General features: G+C 54.5%; 19 protein-coding genes. 9 read left to right on the forward strand and 10 right to left on the reverse strand.

Features of this window, described 5'->3' with window-relative positions:
- Positions 1–298: 298 nt before the first annotated feature.
- Genes AB8Q18_04135 through AB8Q18_04155 form a run of 5 tightly spaced genes read left to right on the forward strand, consistent with a single transcriptional unit; the run spans position 299 to position 6,879 of the window.
- Positions 299–2,530, forward strand: a complete 2,232-nt coding sequence (locus tag AB8Q18_04135; protein XDZ52245.1) for a TonB-dependent siderophore receptor — start codon at positions 299–301, stop codon at positions 2,528–2,530.
- A 4-nt stretch (positions 2,531–2,534) separates the two neighbouring features.
- On the forward strand, positions 2,535–3,698 hold the full coding sequence (locus tag AB8Q18_04140) for an ABC transporter substrate-binding protein (GenBank protein XDZ52246.1): 1,164 nt from the start codon (positions 2,535–2,537) through the stop codon (positions 3,696–3,698).
- On the forward strand, positions 3,695–4,768 hold the full coding sequence (locus AB8Q18_04145; protein XDZ52247.1) for a FecCD family ABC transporter permease: 1,074 nt from the start codon (positions 3,695–3,697) through the stop codon (positions 4,766–4,768). The genes AB8Q18_04140 and AB8Q18_04145 overlap by 4 nt, the downstream gene beginning before the upstream one ends.
- Positions 4,765–5,556, forward strand: coding sequence for an ABC transporter ATP-binding protein (locus tag AB8Q18_04150; GenBank protein XDZ52248.1), 792 nt, complete (start codon positions 4,765–4,767; stop codon positions 5,554–5,556). Before AB8Q18_04145 ends, AB8Q18_04150 begins: the two co-directional genes overlap by 4 nt.
- A gap of 9 nt (positions 5,557–5,565) precedes the next feature.
- On the forward strand, positions 5,566–6,879 hold the full coding sequence (locus AB8Q18_04155) for an LLM class flavin-dependent oxidoreductase (protein ID XDZ52249.1): 1,314 nt from the start codon (positions 5,566–5,568) through the stop codon (positions 6,877–6,879).
- A gap of 4 nt (positions 6,880–6,883) precedes the next feature.
- On the opposite strand, the gene AB8Q18_04160 is transcribed toward AB8Q18_04155, so the two are convergent.
- Positions 6,884–7,492, reverse strand: coding sequence for a TetR/AcrR family transcriptional regulator (locus AB8Q18_04160; protein ID XDZ52250.1), 609 nt, complete (start codon positions 7,490–7,492; stop codon positions 6,884–6,886).
- Positions 7,493–7,691: 199 nt separating this feature from the next.
- A complete protein-coding gene (locus AB8Q18_04165; GenBank protein XDZ52251.1) occupies positions 7,692–8,291 on the reverse strand; it encodes a GrpB family protein in 600 nt (199 codons plus the stop codon).
- 232 nt (positions 8,292–8,523) lie between these two features.
- Between AB8Q18_04165 and AB8Q18_04170 the strand changes: the two genes are divergently transcribed.
- Positions 8,524–8,973, forward strand: coding sequence for a GNAT family N-acetyltransferase (locus tag AB8Q18_04170; protein XDZ52252.1), 450 nt, complete (start codon positions 8,524–8,526; stop codon positions 8,971–8,973).
- Here AB8Q18_04170 and AB8Q18_04175 read toward each other — a convergent pair.
- The 8 genes from AB8Q18_04175 to AB8Q18_04210 all read right to left on the reverse strand — a co-directional run bounded on the left by AB8Q18_04175 (position 8,970) and on the right by AB8Q18_04210 (position 18,790).
- Positions 8,970–10,013: a haloacid dehalogenase-like hydrolase gene (locus AB8Q18_04175; GenBank protein XDZ52253.1), complete on the reverse strand. Its 1,044-nt coding sequence runs from the start codon at positions 10,011–10,013 to the stop codon at positions 8,970–8,972. The two genes, AB8Q18_04170 and AB8Q18_04175, sit on opposite strands and share 4 nt — an antisense overlap.
- 88 nt (positions 10,014–10,101) lie before the next feature.
- Positions 10,102–10,578 carry a GNAT family N-acetyltransferase gene (locus AB8Q18_04180; protein ID XDZ52254.1) on the reverse strand — a complete coding sequence of 159 codons (477 nt, stop codon included), beginning with the start codon at positions 10,576–10,578 and terminating at the stop codon, positions 10,102–10,104.
- A gap of 11 nt (positions 10,579–10,589) precedes the next feature.
- The gene (locus AB8Q18_04185; protein ID XDZ52255.1) at positions 10,590–11,552 is read right to left on the reverse strand and encodes a MerR family transcriptional regulator; all 963 of its coding nucleotides are present in this window, start codon (positions 11,550–11,552) and stop codon (positions 10,590–10,592) included.
- A 636-nt stretch (positions 11,553–12,188) separates the two neighbouring features.
- The gene (locus AB8Q18_04190; GenBank protein XDZ52256.1) at positions 12,189–13,400 is read right to left on the reverse strand and encodes a lactate oxidase; all 1,212 of its coding nucleotides are present in this window, start codon (positions 13,398–13,400) and stop codon (positions 12,189–12,191) included.
- 292 nt (positions 13,401–13,692) lie between these two features.
- Positions 13,693–14,865 carry a lysozyme inhibitor LprI family protein gene (locus tag AB8Q18_04195; protein XDZ52257.1) on the reverse strand — a complete coding sequence of 391 codons (1,173 nt, stop codon included), beginning with the start codon at positions 14,863–14,865 and terminating at the stop codon, positions 13,693–13,695.
- A 187-nt stretch (positions 14,866–15,052) separates the two neighbouring features.
- The gene (locus tag AB8Q18_04200; GenBank protein ID XDZ52258.1) at positions 15,053–16,558 is read right to left on the reverse strand and encodes an AbgT family transporter; all 1,506 of its coding nucleotides are present in this window, start codon (positions 16,556–16,558) and stop codon (positions 15,053–15,055) included.
- A gap of 11 nt (positions 16,559–16,569) precedes the next feature.
- Positions 16,570–17,724, reverse strand: a complete 1,155-nt coding sequence (locus tag AB8Q18_04205) for a M20 family metallopeptidase (protein XDZ52259.1) — start codon at positions 17,722–17,724, stop codon at positions 16,570–16,572.
- 298 nt (positions 17,725–18,022) lie between these two features.
- Positions 18,023–18,790, reverse strand: a complete 768-nt coding sequence (locus AB8Q18_04210; GenBank protein ID XDZ52260.1) for a FadR/GntR family transcriptional regulator — start codon at positions 18,788–18,790, stop codon at positions 18,023–18,025.
- A 206-nt stretch (positions 18,791–18,996) separates the two neighbouring features.
- On the opposite strand from AB8Q18_04210, the gene AB8Q18_04215 reads away from it, so the two are divergent.
- Genes AB8Q18_04215 through AB8Q18_04225 form a run of 3 tightly spaced genes read left to right on the forward strand, consistent with a single transcriptional unit; the run spans position 18,997 to position 21,901 of the window.
- Positions 18,997–19,770, forward strand: coding sequence for a (Fe-S)-binding protein (locus AB8Q18_04215; protein XDZ52261.1), 774 nt, complete (start codon positions 18,997–18,999; stop codon positions 19,768–19,770).
- On the forward strand, positions 19,767–20,474 hold the full coding sequence (locus tag AB8Q18_04220) for a lactate utilization protein C (GenBank protein XDZ52262.1): 708 nt from the start codon (positions 19,767–19,769) through the stop codon (positions 20,472–20,474). Before AB8Q18_04215 ends, AB8Q18_04220 begins: the two co-directional genes overlap by 4 nt.
- Positions 20,471–21,901: a LutB/LldF family L-lactate oxidation iron-sulfur protein gene (locus tag AB8Q18_04225; protein ID XDZ52263.1), complete on the forward strand. Its 1,431-nt coding sequence runs from the start codon at positions 20,471–20,473 to the stop codon at positions 21,899–21,901. The genes AB8Q18_04220 and AB8Q18_04225 overlap by 4 nt, the downstream gene beginning before the upstream one ends.
- The last annotated feature ends 37 nt before the right edge of the window (positions 21,902–21,938 follow it).

Consider the following 21,938-nt stretch of genomic DNA (forward strand, 5'->3'; position numbering starts at 1 on the left):
CGCCGCAGCCAAATAAATAGCCTAAAGGCCAGTGTTGTCGGCCTCTGAGCACCATCGGCCAGCGTGGGATTGGCTCATGGCATGGCGAGGGTGTCGACGGCTGGGTTGCTGAATACGTCAAAAATCACGCCACAAGCGACACAGCCAGTTAAATGGGGCGTGAGGACGATTAAAGCGATGTGGCCATCTCGACATCGCATCTAAAAAAGAATAGTTATCATTATTGTTTTAATTGACCGTCGGTCGGTCGGTGATTATAATGCGATTTTTATTTCCCTAACCTGTAGCGAGAATGTGCATGAATCCTGAAAAAAAACGGCCGGCGGTTGCTGCGGCGCATGAGGGTGGGCCTAGCCCCACGGTGTCGATCTGGGCGCAGGCGGCGATGGCCGTTTGCTGTTTGAGCGCATTGAGTCAGGCTCAGGCCGAGACGGTGGGCGACAGTGCGGCGATTGCGGACATTACGGTAGAAGGGCATGGCCAAGCGCCGCGCCAAGGGGCGGTTCGAGGCTGGGTGGCAGAAACCTCGACGGTCGGCAGCAAAGCGCCTACCGATATTTTGACGTCTTCGCAATCGATTTCGGTGGTGACCCGCCAGCAGATGGACTTACAGCAGGCCAACAGCACCAGCCAGGCGTTGCGCTATACGGCTGGCGCCACCAGTGAGAAATTCGGCGGCTTTGGCGACTACATTGACCTCACCAAAATTCGTGGCGCCGACGCTGATTATTATTTGGATGGCTTGAGGGTGATCAGCAACCCTGGCAGTTGGCTGCCGCAGGTGGACGCCTATGGTCTTGAACGGGTAGAGGTATTGCGCGGGCCGTCTTCTTCGGTTTATGGGCAGGGCACCGGCGGGGGCGTGATCAACCAGATCAGCCGTAAACCCAGCGCCGTCCAGTCGCAAGAATTAAGCCTTAGCTATGGTCGCTTTAATCGCAAACACCTCGGCCTAGACGCCACCGGGCCACTGAACGATGCCCAGACGCTGCTGTATCGGATCACCGCCTCAGGTTTAGACAGCAAGGGCCAAGTAGAAGACACGCGCCATAAGCGTCTGTATGTAGCGCCGGCCATTACCTGGCAGCCAAATGAACACACGGCGTGGACGGTAATGGGCAGCTACACGCAAGAGCCACATCTGCCCGATTACAACAGCCTACCGGCTGCCGTTTTGGGCCTAGACAACAGTCAATTGCCAGAAATTAACCGCCGCCGTAATTTTTCTGATCGAGATTTTTCCGCCTCTAGCCGCAAACAGCGCTCGTTGAGCTCGCTGTTACAGCATGATTTTGCCGATGGTTGGCGCTTCACCAGCAATATGCGCTACATGACCATCGACACGGATTTACAGCGCTCAGTGGTGTACGGCTACCAAATGCAGGACGACAAGCTGATGCTGAAGGGGACGTATGAGGATTCGCCCGCCAGCGTGCGCGCCTTCTCGATGGACAACCATGTGAATGGTGAGGTGACCTTAGGCGCCACCACTCATGCGCTGCTGTTTGGCGTGGATTATGCGCGCGGAACGGTGAAAAACGCTCTGTATAGCGATGGGCCACACTTGTTTGATCCTTATGGGCCCAACTATCGGCCTGCGGTACGGCCCGACTTTGGCCCTAGCCGCCAAGCACCGTGGGCGGTGCACCAAACGTTTAACCGCTTAGGCGCCTATGTACAGGACCAAATAGCCTATCGCCAATGGCGGCTGACTTTGGGCGGTCGCTTTGACCGTTCGCGCACCGATGACGAAACCAATAGCTATTCTTTGGTGAAAACCAAGACCAAACAGGACGACCATAAATGGAGCGGCCGTGCCGGCCTAAGCTATTTATTTGGCGACTCACTGGCGGCCTACGCCAGCTATGCCACTTCGTTTGACCCACTATTGGGCAGTGACTACAAAGGCTCGGCCTTTGTGCCGATTGAAGCCAAGCAACGTGAAGTAGGGCTGAAGTATCACCCTGAGGGCAGCAAAACCATGCTCAGCGCTGCGCTTTTTCAGCTCAATCAAACCAACGTCAAAACCAGTGACGCCGAACACCTAGGCTTTAATAAGCAAGCCGGTGAGGTGCGCACCCGCGGCCTTGACCTACAGGCCACGCTGGCTCTAACCCGTCAGCTGAACATGATGGCCAGCTACACCTATCTGGACAATGAGTTGATTAAAGACACCAAGTTTGAAGGCAATAGCCTGGTGCAAACGCCGCAGCACAGCGGTTCGGTGTGGTTGGATTATCGCATCGGCAGCGGCGTGGCCCAAGGTTTACAAACCGGCGTGGGCATGCGCTATCTGGGCAGCAGCTACGGCGACCCGAGCAATCGTTTTAAAGTCCCTGCGGTTACGCTCTGGGATTTAGCGCTGAATTACGACCTAGGTCATGTGCGCACAGAGTGGGCCGGCGCCAGCGTGGCGTTGAACGTCAGCAACTTAACCAATAAAGACTATGTGGCCAGCTGTACCTCGGCTATGTATTGCTTCATTGGCCAAGACCGCACCGTCAGCGCTTCGCTGCGCTATCGGTGGTAGGGCCATGGCTGCTTCAACGTCTTTAATCAGCCGTCGGCAGCTGCTGCTGGGCTTGCTGGCCAGCGGCGTGCTGTTGGCGGCGCCTGGCCTTGAACGCCCGAAAACAGCCGAGCGGACCGTGGTGGACATTGCTGGGCGTACGGTCAGCCTTACTCGGCCGATTAAACGCATTTTGCTCGGTGATGGCACCTTGGCCTATGCGATGGCGCTCTTGTGCCCAGAGGACCCGTTTGGCGCCGTGGTTGGCTGGGGCAGCAACTTTCGGGCCGCTGATTATGATGGCTATGAGGCTTATCGGCGGCGGTTTCCGCAGCTGGCCGATATTGTGCGTTTCCCGTCTACGTCTCGAGACGCCATCGGCAATGAGCTGGCCTTGTCCTTAGAGCCGGACGTGGTGGTGATGAACTTAAGTTCGCGTGGCGCCGTTGAGGCCTCAGGTTTGATGGCTTTATTGGCCAAGCTGGGGGTGGCGCTGGTGTTTGTGGATTTTAGTACGCAGATTTTTCACCACAGCGCCCGCAGCATTGAGATTCTGGGCACGTTGTTTGGCCGCAGTGAGCAGGCGAAGGCGTTTCTGCGCTTTCGAGCCGAGCAGCTGGCGCGCGTGTTTCAGCCTTTAAAAGGGATTCAACATAGGCCGACGGTGATGTTAGAGCGTGCTGCGGGGCTGTACGAAGACTGTTGCCTGAGCTATGGCGAGGGCAATTTTGGCGCACTGGTGACGGCCGCTGGCGGAGACCATCTGGGCAGCCGCTTTATTCAGGGCACGTTTGGCACCCTGCATCCCGAGCAAGTCATCGCCTCTGAGCCTGATGTGGTCTTGGTCACCGGCGCCAATTGGTCGCTGTATGCCCCCACCGGTGACTGGGTAAACCTAGGGCCAGGCGCTGATCCGATTGAGGGTCAGGCGCGGCTACAGCGGCTGATGCAGCGCCCAGCCTATCGAACCCTACAGGCGGTTCAGAACGGGCGGGTACACGCCATTTGGCATCCGTTTTACGATAATCCCTATCATTTTGTGGCCTTGCAGCAGCTGGCGAAATGGCTGCATCCAGAACGATTTCAGGACTTAGACCCTGAAGCCACCTTTATTGAATTACACCAACGCTTTTTGCCGATTCCCTATCAACCGGGCTATTGGCTGAGCTTGAATGGAGCCTCTGTATGAGTGAATCTGAAACCACGGTGGCGACGCCTTCTTTAACGGCTGGCCGAACGCTGTATCAGCGTTTGGCCCAGCGCCGACTATGGCTGTTGGCGCTGATTGGTTTATTGACCGTGATCAGCTTTGGCTTGGACTTAAGCCTAGGTCAAGCCCGTTATCAGCCTTGGACGGTGCTGTCGGCGCTGTGGGATGCCAATGCAGCCCCTACGGTACAGGCCGTGCTGTGGGACATTCGTCTGCCGGTGGCGCTCACGGCCCTCATCGTGGGCGCTAGCCTGTCGGTGGCGGGGGTGGAGATGCAAACGGTGTTGGGCAATCCCTTGGCCAGTCCGTTTACCCTTGGTCTGTCTGCTGCGGCCAGCTTTGGCGCAGCGCTGGGCCTGGTGTTGGGCGTGAGCATTTTGCCTGCTGCGTGGGTGGCGTATGCGATTCCCGTTAACGCGTTTTTAATGTCGATGCTGGCGGCGTTGTTTATTCATTATTTGAGCCGCCGGCGGGGGGTGACAACGGAAATGGTGGTGCTATTGGGCACCACGCTGGTGTTTACCTTTACCGCCATGCTGGAGGCGTTACAGTATGTTGCACCGGATCAGGCGCTGTCGGCGGTGGTGTTTTGGACCATGGGCAGTCTGGCCCGCACCAATTGGCCTAAGCTTGGGTTGATGAGCGTGGTGTTGCTGGCGGTGTTGTGGGCGTTTGCGCGCCAGGCCTGGGCTTTAACCGCTCTGCGTTTGGGCGAGGGCCGCGCCGCCAGCCTCGGCATTCCGGTGGCGAGGCTGCGCCTACAGGGCATTCTATTGGGCAGCCTGCTGGCGGCCGTGTGCGTGTCGTTTGTGGGCACCATTGGCTTTGTGGGGCTGGTTGGCCCACACATCGCCCGCATTTTAGTGGGCGAAGACCAGCGCTTTTTATTGCCAGCGTCGGCTTTGTGCGGTGCCTGCATGCTGTCGGCCGCCTCCGTTTTAAGTAAGACGCTGCTGGCGGGGCAGACTTTGCCGATCGGCATCGTCACGTCCTTAGTGGGCGTGCCGCTGTTCTTTACCCTGATCTTGCGCACGAGGAGATCGTCATGAGCCTGCTGGAAGTCACACATTTGTCGATGGCGTTTGGGCAGCGAACCATTTTGCGCGACGTCAGCTTTGGGCCCTTGCCTGGCGGCTGCGTGACCGCCTTGTTGGGTTCGAATGCGGCCGGTAAGTCGACGCTGTTGCGGCGTTTAGCCGGCGAGCTGAAGGGTGAGGGGGCGGTGACGGTATTGGGCCAGCCTTTAGCCAGCTGGCCAGCCCATCACCCGCATCGTCCTGCCCATGTGCCGCAAGACCTAGCCATGGGCTCGTCGCTGCGGGTGTTTGAGGCCGTGCTTTTGGCCAGCAAGCAAGGCGGTGCTTGGCGCGTGGCCGAGGAAGAGCTGGATCAGGTCACGCAGCTGTTGGCGCTGCTGTCGATTGAGGCCTTGGCCGACCGAATGCTGGCCACCCTCAGTGGCGGCCAGCGACAGCTGGTGTCGATTGCGCAAGCGCTGATACGGCAGCCGCGGGTGCTGCTGTTGGATGAGCCCACCAGCGCCTTAGATTTACAAAATCAATATGAAGTTTTGGCGTTGCTGCGGCGCTTGGCGCAGTCGCAGCAAATGTGCGTGGTGATGGCGATTCACGACCTCAATCACGCCCTGCGTTTTGCCGACCATGCCGTGGTGTTACACCAAGGCTTAGTCGCTGCTGAAGGTGCGCCCAAACAGATATTAACCCCGAGCTTATTGGCGCAGGTATATGGCGTGCATGCGCGCTTAGAAACCTGCGCTCAAGGGCAGCCGTATTTAGCCGTAGATGGTTCGATTCGGGCCCCTCAACCCTTGCTCTAGGAGGCACTGATGCAGGTAGACAAAAAAATGATTTTGCTGGCTTTGCCTAGCTTACACGCCGGCGCCTGGCGCCACCCTGAAGCCGAGCCAGGCTTTCATGCCGACTTTAAACACTTAAAATGGCTGGCGCAAACCTTAGAACGCGGCTGTTTTGATGGTCTGTTTCTGCCGGATACCTTGGCGCTGCGGGCCGCACCGTTAGAGGCCTTGGTACGCGGCCACAGCGTGGCCACGCTAGACCCTTTAACCGTGCTGCCGGCCTTAGCGGCCGTCACCGAACATTTGGGCCTGATCGGCACGGCCAGTACCACCTATAACGAGCCGTATATGCTGGCTCGACGGCTGGCCTCTTTAGACCACATCAGTGGCGGGCGCGCCGCTTGGAATTTAGTCACGTCCAGCAATGCCAATGAAGCGGCTAACTTTGGTCGTGACGCGCATATGGACCATGCCGAACGCTATCGGCGTGCGCGTGAGTTTATGACGGTGATGGATGGATTGTGGGACAGCTGGGCGGCCGATGCATTTTGTCAGGATGCGGCCAGCGGCGTGTATGTTGATGCGACCAAAATGCAGGTGCTCAACCATCGCGGCGCTTATTTTCAGGTGAAAGGCCCATTAAACGTGGCGCGCCCGGTGCAGTCTCGTCCCGTGGTGGTGCAGGCAGGCGCCTCTGAGGCTGGGCGTCAGATCGCGGCCGAAACCGCTGAAGTGGTGTTCACTTATCAGACCGATTTACCGTCGGCTCAGGCGTTTTATCAAGACATGCAAGCACGAACCGCTGCCGTTGGGCGGCCCGCGCTTAAAATCATCCCTGCCGTGTTTGTGGTGTTGGGCGCGACAGCCGCGGAGGCTCAGGCCAAACGACGGGCGTTAGATGATTTAGTCGATGACCAAAGCAGTATGGCGACGCTGTCGATTGCCTTGGGCCATGATGTGTCAGAGTATGACCCGCAAGGGCCATTGCCAGCACTGCCGCCGAGTAATGCGAGCAAGAGTGGGCGTGATCGTTTGGTGGACATGGCCAAGGCAGAAGGCTTAAGCATCATTGAATTAGCGCGACGGGTCGGCGGCTATCATGGGTTGGCCATGGTCGGCACGGCCACCCAAGTGGCGGATGAGATGGCGCAGTGGCTAGAGGAGGGCGCGGCCGATGGCTTTAACGTGATGTTTTCACATCTGCCCGGCGGCGCCAGTGAGTTTGTGACCCAAGTGGTGCCTGAGCTACAGCGTCGTGGTTTACTGCGCACCCACTATGAAGGCCGTACGTTTCGCGATCGTCTTGGTTTGGCCACGCCTGCTGTAGGCTATAGCCGCAGCTAAAGGCTTAGGGCAGCAGCATGCGCAAGCAGCTTTGCGCCAAGCTGTCGGCAAAGGCGTCGGCGTCGGCGTCTTGGGTGGCGATTAAGTCATCGGTGGCGCCGTGAACGCCGGAGTAAATCATGAGGGCCACCAGCCGCGGCTGTGGCGGCGCCCACGCGCCCGCTTGGCTGCCGCCTTCAATGATGGCCAAGAGCTGATCGAGAATGGCGTTCTTGGCTGGATTAGCACGATCGTGGTGATGGTGGTTGATGTAGACGATGTCGTGGATGTGGTAGGTCTCAGCGTAGGTGGTCACATTGCTGTGGACCCACTGGCGTAGCTTGCCGACCCAATCATCATCGTCGCATTGCGCCATGGCCGCGGCCAAACGTTCGATAAAGCGTTCGGTGTAGCGCTGGCCTAACGACACCAATAGGTCGTTTTTAGACGAAAAATAGTGATAGAACGTGCCCTTGGCTACGTCGGCCGCAGTCACAATGTCGTCAATCGTGGTGGCGTCCACGCCCTGTGCCAGAAAGAGGTTCTCGGCGGCGTTCATGAGCTCTTCTAGGCGCACATGGGCGGGCTTGGTACGAGGACGTTTGGGGGCTACTTGGGCGTTGGTCTGCGGCATAGGGCTCATTCTGTATTGGCATAGGTGCTTAAGTCTAAGCCAAAGTGGGCTATGCGTCTATGCTTGATCGGAACCTAGGCGCAACTGCTAACCTAGCGTTTTCGGTGTCTGCCCACGGCGTGTCGGCATGAAGACCTGATGCTGAGGCGCGAGATGAAGATAAAGCGGCTTCTTCGTGGTGGCTAAGCGCTGGCGTGGCCTAATCGAGCGCGGCAAATAGCTTCTGATAAATTTCTCGCACGATCTGCTGCTTTTTTTGATTGTATGCGGCGACGGTGGCGACATGGTGCCGTGACTGCATTTTGGCCTCGGCATAGCGAGCACAATCTTCAGGATGCTGTATGAGCCATTGTTTAAACAGTTGGTGGCGCCAGTGTTCGGGACAGTGGGGCCCAAATACATGCAGATTCACCCTCGGCTGAGCTAGCCGTAACATTCGATGCTGATACCAAGAAGGTTCTCTGACGGTTAACTCATAGCCTAATTCGGTTAAGGCGGGGACATATTGCACTTCTAAATGTGGATTGGGCACGATTAAATCAATGTCTATGACGGGTTTAGCGGCCAAGTGGGGCACGGCGGTTGAACCCACGTGGGCAATGGTTAAGGCAATATCGCCCAACGCTGCCGAAATTCTTTGGCCCTGTGTCGCAAACAGATGCGGCCAGTGAGCGTCATAAGGCACCACTTCAATGCATTCAGGCTCAGGCTGCCCGTGCACCCAAGGGTTTTCATCGGGTGCTGACGCGATAAAGGTTTGAATGTCGCGTTTTTCTGTCGTGGTCCATATTTTGGGCATAGGTGATCCTGTTAGTCGTAGGCGGTTTGGGCGGGTGTGGCGAGATTGATGAGCAGGCCAAAGCCAGTACGAGTAGGGCTGCGCCACCGCTGCTTGGCCTCATCGTCGAGCAGAATCTCGGGTTTGGGCAAGGCTTACCATAAAAATATAGACTATTTGATCGGTTTTTGCTACTGTGCATGCTAATCATTAGACTAGTCGGTCTAGTTTTAATCAAGAATGAGACAGAAGCATGATTCACATTAAAGAGATTAGCAAAGACAATTGTCTAGACGTAGCCGAGCTGACGGGGAATAAAGATGGGGTGGCGACCGTATTCGAGGAATACGTATGCTGTAACGCCCTGTCCATCATGGAGGCTCAGTATTTCCCTGGTTTAGTGCCTAAAGCCCTTTATGCAGACGAGCAGTTGATTGGCTTTTTTATGTATGAGCGTACCGAGGACAAGCCTGAGCATGCTGAAATTTGGCGGTTTATGCTGGACCATAAATTTATCGGCCGCGGCCTTGGTCGGGCATCATTTGCGGCCATCTTGACCTATTTAAAAGAGGCGCAGTACCAAACCATCGACATCATGCTAGAGGATGAAAACCACATTGCCAAAAGTCTGTATACCTCTTTTGGCTTTGAATTCAATGGCCGAATCGAAGATGACGAGCATTATTATTCATTAGTTGTTTAAAGGGTGGCCATGCAGTGGTTCGCGCCCATTAATTGCTGGTGAGCGATCAGTAGCCAGCCATCATGAGCGCTCACCGGTAAGTAGGCCGCGGCCTGTTGGACCGCTCGTTGCGCCTGCATGATGTGCAAACGCTGTACGGCACATGCGCTGCGATCGATGAATAAACGCAGGCCGCCACGTTTGAGGTCGGTGGCGTCGAACAGCATCGGCCCATCGCTGTCGGGGGTATCGCCTGCGACTAAGATGGGCTGACGGACGGCGTCGATGTGGGTTTTAATGGCGGCGACCTTGCCTTCGGCCCAGGTCAGCGGCGCTAATAGCTGGGTAGTCAGGTGATGCTGGTCTAGGTTTTCGGTACGATAGCTGCCGGCGGCCATGCGCTGCCGCGCAGTGGTGACGTCGCCAGTATGTGGATCGCGTAACAAAGTGGTGACGCCGATGACGTGCTCTGCTGGGACGTGATAACCATATTGAGGATCGGCCAGTAACATGCGTACGGCTTCTTCGAGGCCGGCGCTGACAATGTAGACGGCGATGCCGTGCTGTTGTAGCGCCGCAATGAGCTGCTGCATGCCCAAAACCATGCGTGGGGGGTGGCTTAAGCCTGATTGGGCGTTGCCGTTTAGCCAGGTGCGCACCGGCAGGGCTTGGCCAGCAGCGAGCATAGCGTCTAGGCTGGCCTTGAGCTGACCTAGGCTGAGGCCGGCAAAGCTTTGGGCAATCCAAGCGTAGCCAATATTGGCGTCGAGGGCGCACAAGCGAGTGTAATAGCTGTAGAGGCTTTCTGGCTCAGCACCTATTGAGTTTAAAAAAGGCAGTAGCTTTAATTCGGCTGCCAGCGTGTCTTGGCTGATCAGGCCTTGTCGTTCTAAATAGGCCAGCAGCGGTTCGGTTAAGTCGTGCTGATAGCAGGTTTGGTCGGCGTCAAATACGGCGTATTCACCTTGATGCGCGTGGCGCTGGATCAAGGCGCACAGGCGCGTGGCGGCGTCCTCAGGCCAGGCGGATAAATCCATCTGCGTTGTGGGCGTGGTCGACATGCTGGTTCCAAGGCAAGGGTGAGTGACTCAGATTAGCACAGTGATGTGTCAATTTGATGATGGCTTAGCCTTGTGCCAAGCTTCAGAATCATTTTGGCATGTTTGATCGTTTCGCGTCGGGGTGAGGTAAGGCTAGGGTGAGCGTAGGATAGGGTTTGCCGGCGCCATCGAGGGCTTGCCTGCTGATTTGGCGACAGCCATAGTGTCGGTAAAAGCCAACGGCCTGCTCGTTTTGTTCGTTGACGTCTAGCGTGGTGGCGGCTAAATTTGCCACCGCAAAATCCAGCAGCAAGGTGCCAACGCCGTGGCCGCGTGCCTGCGCATCAATGAACAGCATTTCCACGCAGCCGTCTAAGACACCGACAAAGCCGACGATGCGTTCTGTTTTTGTGTCAACGGCTTGATACAGCGTCACCGCTGGAAAATACACCGGTATCAGCTGCTGTTTGATTTCGGCATAGTCTTCAGGTTTTAAAAAATGATGGGTGGCCAATACTGAAGTGGACCAAATAGTGGCCAGTTCTGTGTAGTTTGCCGCTAGGGCGGGTTGGATGTGAATAGTCATGGTGAGCGTGTTTAGGGTGAGTTGGTAAAGGTTTGGTTTAGCCAGGACTGCCAAGTGTCAGCGCGGGCTGGATTTAGGCATAAGCCCTGTTGTAAGCGTGGTTCAGCCAAAAAACCGTGCATGATTTGCCGAGTCAATGCTTCATCGCCTTGACCTAGGGTGAGGCACCAATGCCGCCATGCATGATGGCAGCTGGCAGGGTCGAGCTGATGGTGCGTCACCTGGTGTAAATCAGCCAAGATGTTTGGCCAAGCAGACAGGGCTTGAGCATGAGTGTGATTTAAGCAGGCTGTGGCTGCTGGCGTCAGCTGTGCTTGCCATAAGAGCCGATGCTGCTGAGCCCATTGAGCGCGAATGGTGTCGGCATGAGGCCGATCCAGCTGTGCAAAGGCGGTGAGGTTTGGATTGTGCCAAAGATGGTGATGGCACAATAAGCTGGCATCGGTTAAGGCCTCAAAGCTGGCAACCAAGTCCCAAGCCGTGTTTTGTGTCTCATGAGCCAGCAGCTGTTGCCAGCGTGCACTTTGGTTCAGGTGGGATTCATACAAGGCCAGCGCATCAAAAGCATCGGTGGCGTGCCATTGGTCCGAGAGGCGGATCAAATCAGGGTTAAGGGCCCAGTCTATCCAGGAAGGCTGTTGGTTGTTGGCTATTTTGCTGATCACACTCTGCAATCTAGTGTGCACCGTTTGCAGCTGGGATAAACGTTGATCTAGCAGCGCTAGATGTTGTTTGAGGTGGGGCAAAATATCGTCAGGATAGTCGGCCAAGGCCTGTTTGACTTCATCTAGCGACATGCCCACTTGGCTCAAACACACGATTTGCATTAAGCGCTGCACGTTTTGGGTATCATACAGCCGATAGCCACCGTCGCTGCGCCTTGCTGGCTTCAGGAGGCCAATTTGCTCGTAATGATGTAGTGTTCTGACGCTGATGTTAGCGAGCTTGGCTAATTCACCCACTTTCCAGTGCATGTCTGTTCCTTCTGGTGTTCAATAGGCTCACTATAAAGGCTAACGTAACGTTAGTGTCAAGCACCGAGTTTTATGATCCTATCAGCCCTTGGCTTGAGTATTTGGCTTGGGATGGTTTATTCACCATCGCGTAGGGTGGGTAAAGCGAAGCCTACCCACCGCTCTTAACGTCCCCCTGCCTACATTTAAAATCCGCGTGGGTCACGACCCACCCTACGCTTAAGGGCCTACGCTGTGGACGTAAATCAAGAGTGTAGGGAGCGATACGATAAACCACGATTTGTTGACTATTTGTAGAGTGGGCAAAGCGCAGCGTGCCCACCTTTTTGAATCATTAAATCATTTGTTTCAATGCCCCGGTTGTTTCGCTGTTGCTCAATCGTTTGTTTCGCCCCTTGGGCGACGTCCAACTTTTGGATGTCCAAAAGAAACGAAGCAAAGAAAAAAAACACTTTACCTACGAAAGACGTGGTGAGTTGTCACACAAGGTAGCTAAAGGCAACCTTCAATCAAGAGCAAAATAACCGAAGTAGTAGCGGTTGTTTTCATGTTTAGATACCTCCGGATAATGCCAACAAACCACCATAAAAAACACCCTAGCGGCGAATGGGCGCTAGGGTGTGGTCAGGTCAGGCCTTATTTAGAAAAGTCTTGGTCGCTGTAGAGCTTGGTTTTTTTCACCGCTTCAATGTCTTTAGCGCCGCCCAACATCATGTTGATGGTCAATTCTTTATTTAACTGTTGAATCACTGAGTTCACGCCCTCAGCACCGCCCAGATTCAGGCCGTACAGAATAGGGCGGCCTACGGCCACAACGTCGGCGCCGCTGGCTAAGGCTTTAAACACGTGTGAGCCACGGCGAACGCCACTGTCAAACACGATGGGCACGCGTTTATTGACCTTTTTGGCAATCAGCGGCAACACGTCAAATGAAGAAGGTCCACTGTCTAATTGACGTCCACCGTGGTTAGACACCCAGATAGCGTCTGCACCGGCTTTAATCACCACGTCGGCATCTTCTGGCGACTGTACGCCTTTCACAATTACCGGTAGGCCAGACAGCTTTTTAACGTAGCCGATGTCGGCAGGGGTAAAGCCTTGCTTGGCTTGGGCATAAATTTCGCTGATGCCTGCACCTTTGCCGGTTTTCGAGCCATCGCTGTTTTGCGCCGCAAATAGTTCTAAGTTGGCAAAGCCTAAAGGAAATTGGAAGTTGTTTTTAATGTCGTCTTCACGATAGCCGCCTACGGGCGAGTCGACGGTTAAAATAATCGCTTTGGCGCCGCTGTTTTTGGCGCGCGTTAGGGTGAATTCATTAAACTTTTCGTTTTTGCTCATATAGAGCTGAAAAAAGAAGGGGTTTTGACCCGATACGGCCGCGACTTCTTCAATGGTTTTATTGCCGTAGGTGCTGAGCGAAAAAATCGACCCAGCCTTCGCCATGCCTTTGGCGGTGGCGATCTCGCCGGTCTCGTGCGCCAGCCCTTGTGCCGCCATCGGTGCCTGGATCACAGGGTTTTTTAAGTTAATGCCTAAAAATGTAGTCGACAAATTGATGTCGGTGAGCTCAATGCCCTGCATGATGCGTGGCATGATGTATTTTTTATCAAAGCTGCTGGTGTTGCTGCGTAAGTTCTGTTCATTTTCGGCACCGCCACGGATGTAGCCAAATGCGCCAGGGTCCATATTGGCTTTAACCTGAGCCTCTAGGGCGTCAAGGTTGACGATTTTGAGCGCTTGCTCTGCATTGCTGGCCTGATAAGCAGCCGCCTGAGCGCTACCAAGGCTGACGGCCAGAGCGAGGGCGCTGAGGGTAAGGGTTAATTTATGTGTGCGGACTGGCTTCATGAATGACCTCTTTCATTGTTCTGTGTTTGGGAAGATGAGCATGAGGGGAATGCCGTAAATATCGGTCTTTTCTCGATGCTGCTTAACTTTCGGCTATTTTACGCCCGCTTTTCTGCGTTGATAATGGGTTTAAATAGGAATCATTGTTCTAGTTTTTAATACAATAAAGGGTTTTTATTTGGTGGTGGTTGCCTTTTTGGGAGGCTTATGCTGCTGAGCCAGATGTTTTGAATAACGGGCACGCATAAAAAAAGAGCCTCCTAGCGGAGGCTCTGGTGTGTACGGTATCAGCTTAAACTTGGAATTTCTTCAAAGCGGCAATACGCTGTTGGTATTCAGCGACCATGCACTGGGTGAAGAGTAGGCGAGACGCCTCTTGATCTTCGGTTTGGCTGCGTTTAGAAGTGCAAATGGTTTGGGTTTCGGTCTGCCAGTCTTGCTGCTCTTTTTGCAGCGCGTCTTTGACTTCACGCGGGAAGGTCGACCAGGTTTGCTGCATTTGCGTTTTCAAGCCAGACAGCTGCTTTTCGGCCGAAGACAGCGCGTGGTTGCTGTAGCGGCTGGCCATGTCTTCTAGCACTTCGGTGCGGCTGTTGACCATGTCGCTGTCGCATTGAACCATGATTAAGGCTTGATCTGGGGTACGCTCAGCATTGGCGCTGGCGTTGTAGCGACATTCGCTAGCGCGTTTTTCGTTCCAAGCCTTTTGCACCGCCTTCATTTCTTGGCGCACGTCTTCTGGTAGGCTATTCCACGCAGCATTTAGGCGCTGGTGGGCAAATTTATTCAGCTCTTTGGCTTCGTTCACTTGCGCCTGAGTGCGTTCATCGCCTAAGGCCTGTAGTTTGGCTTCGTGCTCGGCGTACTCTTTCTCATTTGCGTCTTCTGCTTCATATATTTTCATGTAGTAATCAAAGGCAATGTGGCCGGCGATTAGATAAGACAGGCCGTCGGTCACTTGGCTAGGCTGATCCAGTTCGGTGATGATTTTTTTGCCGTCATCGGTTTGCTGTACCGTGTACTGAATGCTTTTAACCAAGCTGCTGTTGTCTTTACTCCAGCCAAACTCAGCCAGATGCGGCAATAAGGTGGCATCGGTTTCCATCCAGAAACTGTAGCCTTGTTCTGCCTGTTTGAGCACGCCAATGGGCACATCAACCGTATAGCTGGCGACACAGCTGACCTTAGTCTCGGTCTGGCTGTCGGTACGAATATTGTCAATTTTGGCCTGTAGCTGGTCCCAAATGGATTTGACCAAGGAGTCGGACGTGGTCCATTCTGTGTTGCTCAATGCCAGCGTAGACTGCTGTGCTTTTTTAGCCACGCTGTCGAGTAGGAATTGAGTTGCCTCTGGATTGGTACAGCTAATCGGGCTTTCTGCCTCTTTGTCCTTTGCTTCCTCACCGCCGCAGGCGGCCAGGCCCAATAGGGCCGTCAGGCCTAAGCCTAATAATGTTTTATTCATTGAGTCTGTCTGTAGGGGTAAATGATGACACGCCATATTAGCAAATATTGTTAAAACTGAACATAAAAAATGTGCTAGTTAGGGTCGTGTCTTTTATCGAGTCGAGATGACGCTAGGGCGGCCAAGCCGCACAACTTACCCGTTGTTTGTAGGATGTAAGCCTACCCACGGATTTAGTAGGTCATCATCAGGGCGCCATCATGTACACCCCTGGGCCTAAAGGTAGGCCTAGCACCACCCATAGGCATAAAAACAAGCTCCAAAAGCACAAGAAGCTTAGCGAGATCGGCAGCATGATGGACATTAGGCTGCCGATGCCCATGTCTTTTTTGTAGTGCTGCATGAATACCAACACCACGGCGAAGTAGGCGCTCATGGGTGAGATGATGTTGGTGGTTGAGTCGCCGATGCGATACATGGCCAGCACAAAAGCAGGATCGTAGTCGAGCAGCATCAGCATGGGCACAAAAATAGGCGCCATCAACGACCATTGGGCCGAGCCGGAGGTCATGAAAATATTCATGCTGGCGGCCAACAAGATAAACGACACAATCAATGGATAGCCCTGGAAACCAGTGTGCTCTAAGAAGATGGAGCCATTGATGGCAATAAGCTGGCCCAGATTAGACCAGCGAAAATAGGCCAGAAACTGGGAGATGACAAAGAACAACACCAAGGTGGGCGCCAAGGCTTTGATTGCCTCGGCCATATAGGCTGGTATGTCGCGCAAGGTTTTGATGTTGCCCACTAGCTTGCCGTAGGTCAGGCCGATGGCCACAAAAAAACCAAAAAGAATGGGAATAAAGGCGCGAGAAAACGTTGAGGGAATGAGGCCGCCATCATCATTACGTAGCGGTGAGGCCGTCGGTAACAAGGCTAGAACCCAGAAGGTGAAATAGGCGAGCGCCACCCACCCAGTGGCGCGCATGGCTTTAAGTTCTAGGGGGGTAAGGGTGTCTAAAGCTGTTGGCGTGGCCACGTCGGCGTCAATTTTTAAGGTGCGGTTCAGGCGCGGCTCAATCACTTTGTCTATGAGTAGGCTGCCCACGGTGGCCAAGATCAGCACAGAACTTAAAGTGAAAAAATAATTATCTAAGGGGCTAACGTAGGCGTCTGGATCAAGAAAGCGCGCCGCTTCGGTGGTGATGCCCGACAAGATGGCATCGGTTGGGGTGACGAATAGGCTGGCATCGTAGCCGGCGCTGGCACCAGCATAGGCCGCAGCGGCACCAGCGATGGGGTGGCGGCCCAAGGAATGATAAATCATCGCCACTAGGGGCGGTAAGATAATAAAAACTGCGTCAGAGGCAATACTGCCGCTAATGGCCACCACAAAGACGACGAAGGTGACAATGCTCTTTGGCGCCTTGGTGACGCTGCGGCGAATCAGCGCCGACAGCAGGCCCACGCGGTCGGCTAAGCCAATGCCGAGTAAGGACACGATAATCATGCCCAATGGGGGAAAGCGCATATAGTTATCGACCATACTCTCCAGCATAAAGCGGATGCCTGCCGTAGACAGTAGGCTGTTGACTTGGATGAGCTGTTCGGTTTTGGGATTGGTGGCGCTGACCCCAAGCAGGGAGAGGCAGGCACTGAGGAGGACCACCAGCAGCGCTAAGAACAGGAATAAGATGAACGGATGCGGCAGTTTGTTGCCGATGCGTTCAATATGGTTGAGTAAGCGCTCCATAGTCATCTCCGCTAGCGGGCGCAATAGTGCTGGGCAATGGCCACGAAGACGCCAGCGGCGGTAGGCAGAATGTCGTCATTAAAGTCGTAGCCTTGGTTGTGAACGTAGGGGCCGTCGGTGCCGTTGCCGATGAAAAAATAGCAGCCAGCGGTCTGAGCCAAATAAAAGGCAAAGTCTTCGCTACCCATGGTGGGCATCGCCTCTAGCTGGTCAATCTCTACTGTGGGTAGGTGCTGCTGTACGGCCGCTTGCACCGCCGCCACGCTTGGCGCAGGGTTAATCAGAGGGGGCATACTGTTGACTAAGGTTTTGGTGTAGCGCCCGCCAAAAGGCGCGCAGCAGCCGTGAAGTAATAAGTCTAGCTGGTCGAGGAGCTGGCTGCGTGTGGTGGGTGAATCGCTGCGAATATTGAGGGTTAAGTTAACGTGATCAGGAATGGCGTTGTCGGCTAAGCCTGCATGAATGGCGCTGACGGTGATGAGACCAGCTTGAAGTGGGGACTTCAAGCGGCCAACCACCCCCTGAGTTTGTTGAATCAGATTGGCCGCCATGTAGATGGGGTCTTTGGCTAAATGGGGCATGGCTGCGTGTCCAGACGTACCGTGAAGGCAGACGTGGTAGGTGTCGCTGCCGCCCATGGTTGCGCCTGAGCGCAATAATAGCCGGCCAGCGGGATGGCCTGGGCGATTATGGTAGCCAAAAATAGCGTCGACGGTGGGGTGTTGTAAGACGCCTTCGGCCACCATTTGGGCCGCACCGTTGCCGCCTTCTTCCGCGGGCTGAAACACCAGCTTAATCGTGCCGCATAGCTGGTCGCGGTTAGCCGCTAACCAAGCTGCCGCCAACAGCAGGCTAGCGGTGTGGCCATCGTGGCCGCAGGCGTGCATTTTACCTGCGTAAACAGACTGATAAGGTTTGCCCGTGGCCTCTTCTATGGGGAGGGCATCCATGTCGGCGCGAAATGCGATGACAGGCCCTGGGCGCTGCGTCATTAATAGGCCGACCACACCCGTGTGGGCGATGCCGGTGCTTACCTGAAAGCCCAGCTGGTTTAAGCGTTCGGCCACCAGCGCCGCAGTGCGGTGCTCTTCGTATTTTAATTCTGGGTGCTGATGGAGGTCGCGGCGAATGTGCACTGCGGTGTCGATGTCTTGGCTGGAAAACATGGCGGCTCCTTAGGTTTGCTGTGATGGTGGGCAAAAGTATAGACAGAGTTTTATTTGTTTAGCATAATCTAGTTTATTTTATTTGAATAGCCTTTTTTTGGCTATTTGCTTTGACGAATAAGCAAGCTGGAATAGGCGCACGCATGAATAAGGTGGCGTTTTACGCCATGCTGATTGACTGATTTAGGTAGTGGGCGTTGACTAAAGCATAGGGTGTACAACCCAGGAGGGGTAGGCGTTTGCCTCTTTAGAAGGGCTTAATGCAGTGGGTAGGCTTGGTTTTGCCTACCCACTCTGGCTAGCCGTGCTTTCGGTGCTGCTGCTCATTATCGGCAATGGCTTGCGAAATGGATTCTCGCTGCTGCAAGTCTCGATAGGCTTGGAGTGATACTTCAATAAAATCAATGTGTCTTTGCGCCATTTGCCGCGCCTTGCTCGGCTGTTTACGCTTGATTGCTAAGTAAATGTCGTGGTGCTGCGTCGACAGCTCTTGCTTGATGTCGGCTACGGCAAACATATTGCCCAGATTGGTTTTGGTGTGTGTGTGCAAAACCCGCAACAGGCTGTTGGAAAACTGGGCAAATAAAATATTGTGCGATGCCTCGGCAATGGATTGATGGAACCCCACGTCAGACTCCGAACGCTTGGCCACATCGCCGGCCTCATGGGCCGCATCAATTTGCGCGAGCCAATACTGCATGCGTTTCAGGTCGGCGTCTGTGCGCCGCTCGGCGGCCATGCCGGCTAAGGTGGCCTCTAGGTGGCGCCGAAAGTCCAAAATGTCGGTTTCTAGATAATTGTGGCGATTCAGTAGGTTTTGCCAACCGACCATAAAGTCTTGCTGTACCTGCTGGGACACATAATGCCCATCGCCATGGCGGCTGTCGATCATGCCCCGCGCGGCCAACATGCTGATCGCGTCGCGTACCGAGGGACGAGAAACGCCGAGTTCTTCGGCCAATGCCCGCTCAGGCGGAAGTTTAAAGCCAGCCTGATAAATACTCTGAAAAATACGGTCTTCAATTAAATCAGCCACTTGTTCATAAATTTTTTTATTCTTAATCATAGACGGCGTTCCAAGATGTTAATGACGTTAATGGTAAACCCATAATTTGGCCTTTTACTGAGGGCATCGATTTAAAAATGGCTCAATAAACAAGGATTTAATTTTTGATTGGTCTTTAAGTTTGACGATTATTCTTAAGCTGTTGTAACGTAAAGAATATATATAAAAAATTGGTCAGACCAATTTACCACAAGGAGAATACCACAATGCCTCATCTGCGCCAAGATGAACGGAAGCAACCCACCGACGTCTACTTTTTTGGTACCTGCCTGCTGGACGTGTTCCTGCCTGAAGCGGGCATGGACGCCATGACTTTATTGAACCAGCTGGGCATTAAAGTGCATTACCCGCAGGCGCAAAGCTGCTGTGGGCAACCGGCTTATTCTTCAGGTCATCCCAAGGAAGCCTTAACCGTGGCGACTGCTCAGCTAGGCCTGTTCCCCGAAAACTGGCCCATCGTGGTGCCTTCTGGTTCATGCGGCGGCATGATGAAGCATCATTGGCCTAAGCTGTTTGCTCAGACTGAACACGCTGCGACGGCCACGGCGATTGCCGCGCGCGTGGTGGAGTTCAGCCAATTTTTATACACCGATTTAGACTATCAGCCGCAAGACTTAGGCCCGCCCACTAAGGTCGCGGTTCACACCAGCTGCGCAGCTCGGCGCGAAATGAACGTTCACGAATCCAGCTGGGCCTTGATTGATCGGCTCGGTCAGGTCGAGCGGGTGGTGCATGATCACGAAAGTGAGTGCTGTGGCTTTGGCGGGACCTTTTCGCTCAAGCACCCACACATTGCTGGCGCGATGGTGACCGATAAGGTAGCCGCCTTGGCTCAAGCCCAAGTAGATGAAGTGGTGACTGCCGACGCCGGCTGCTTATTGAATATTGGCGGCAAAATGGCTAAAGATCAGGTTGATGCGCCTAAACCCAAACACTTAGCCAGCTTTTTATTGGCTCGGACACAGGAGCAGCAGGCATGAGTCAGGCAAAAGAGCGTATTTTAACCAAGCTGCGCCAAGCGCAGGCACACAGCGTGGCTCACCCTGACGTGGGCGCGTATTACCAAGACATGGGCGCCCAGTGGGGCAGCGACCTTGAGCGACTACGCCATTGGGCCGACACCATGCGCGCGGTCAATACCCAGATTGTGTGGGTGACCGAGGCCAATTGGCTGGCGCAACTGACCCAAATCTTGGCCGATCACGAAATCAAAACCTTGGCCGTACCCAACCAAACGATGGCCAGCCAGAAGATTCAGGCCGCGCTAGCTGTTGACGCGCCCAAGACCCAATGCGTGGTGGCCAACCAAGCGCTAGAAGCGTGTAAAACCGAATGGTTTAATGACGTCGATGCAGGCTTTACCGAAGTGCGCTGCGGCATTGCCCATACCGGCACCTTGCTGCTGTGGACCAGTGCTCAAGAGCCGCGGGCGCTCAGCCTGATTCCACCGCTACACATTGCGCTTTTCGACACCCAAACGCTCTACAACGATTTTTACAGCGCCATGCAGGCCTTGGCCATGCCGGCCGGTATGCCCAGTAACGTGGTGCTGGTGTCGGGGCCGTCGAAAACCGCCGACATTCAATTAACCTTGGCCTACGGCGCCCACGGACCTAAAGACTTAATCGTGTTGGCGCTTTTGCCCGACGACATTGATCCGACCTTACTGGGAGCGCAGCCATGAAGCCTACTGAAGCGGCCAGCCGCTACTTTAAAATTGAAGCCGTTAAAGCACTAGACGACAACCATCTTCGTCACAGCCTACGCGGCGCCATGGATGGTTTAATGAGTAAGCGTCGTGCCACTTTGGCCAATGAAGAGGAATTACAGCGCTTACGCACCGTATGTGAAGGCATTCGCCAACATGCGCTGTCGCGCCTGCCTGAGCTATTGGAGCAGTTAGAAGACAAGCTCACCGAGCTAGGCGTACACGTGCATTACGCCGAAGATAAGCAAGAGGCTTGCACCATCATTCACCAAATCGCCCAAGCTCATGAGGCTAAGCTGATGGTGAAGGGCAAGTCTATGGTGAGTGAAGAAATCCATCTGAATGAATTCTTGGCTGAGCAGGGCGTAGAAGCCGTAGAAAGCGACATGGGCGAGTATATTTTGCAGCTGGCCCATGAAAAACCGACCCACATCGTGATGCCGGCAATTCACAAAACCAAGGATCAAGTCAGCGAGCTGTTTCATGAACATCTAGGCTCGCCGCTTACCGACGACGTGGATGAGCTCATTCGCGTGGGCCGCAGCGCTTTACGCGACGTGTATCGACAGGCCGATCTTGGCCTGTCTGGGGTGAACTTCGCTGTAGCCGAAACCGGCACGCTGTGTCTGGTGGAAAATGAAGGCAACGGCCGCCTATCGACTACGGTGCCGCCGGTGCACATCGCCATTACGGGGATTGAAAAAGTGGTCGCCCAGCTCAGCGACGTGGTGCCGCTGTATAGCCTGCTGACCCGTAGCGCCATTGGCCAAAACATCACCACGTATTTCAATATGATCACCGGCCCCCGTCGTCATCAAGAATTAGATGGCCCGCAGGAAATGCATTTGGTGCTGTTGGACAACGGTCGTACCCAAGCCTATGCCGACGAACAAATGCGCCAAACCTTGCAGTGTATTCGCTGTGGTGCCTGCATGAATCATTGCCCGGTGTACACCCGCGTAGGCGGTGCGGCTTATGGAACGACTTACCCAGGCCCCATTGGCGAAATCATTTCGCCGCATTTGATGGGCTTGGACGACACTCATGATTTGCCGACTGCGTCGAGCCTATGTGGCGCCTGCGCCGAAGTGTGTCCGGTGCGCATTCCCATTCCCGATCTGTTGATTCGGCTGCGCACCGAAGCGCAACGTTCGCCCAATGAAGTGGTGCCACACCCGATTCGGGGGCAGGGCGCGGCTCATTCGGTGAGTGAGCAAATGGCCTGGCGTTTATTTGCCGGCGTCAGTAGCCATGCTTTTGGCTATCGCTTGGCCACGCAAATGGCCACGCGCCTGCGTGCGCTCACGCCCAAACGCCAGCTTGGCTGGACTCAAAACCATGTGCCGCTGCGCCCTGCTGCCAAAACGCTGCACCAAATGGTCAAAGAAAAAAACAATACCTAAAGCTTTAATTTATAACACGCCGACGCTGAAGTTCAGG

This window comes from Neisseriaceae bacterium CLB008, assembly GCA_041228285.1.
In the GTDB taxonomy this organism is placed as follows: Bacteria; Pseudomonadota; Gammaproteobacteria; order Burkholderiales; family Neisseriaceae; genus JAGNPU01.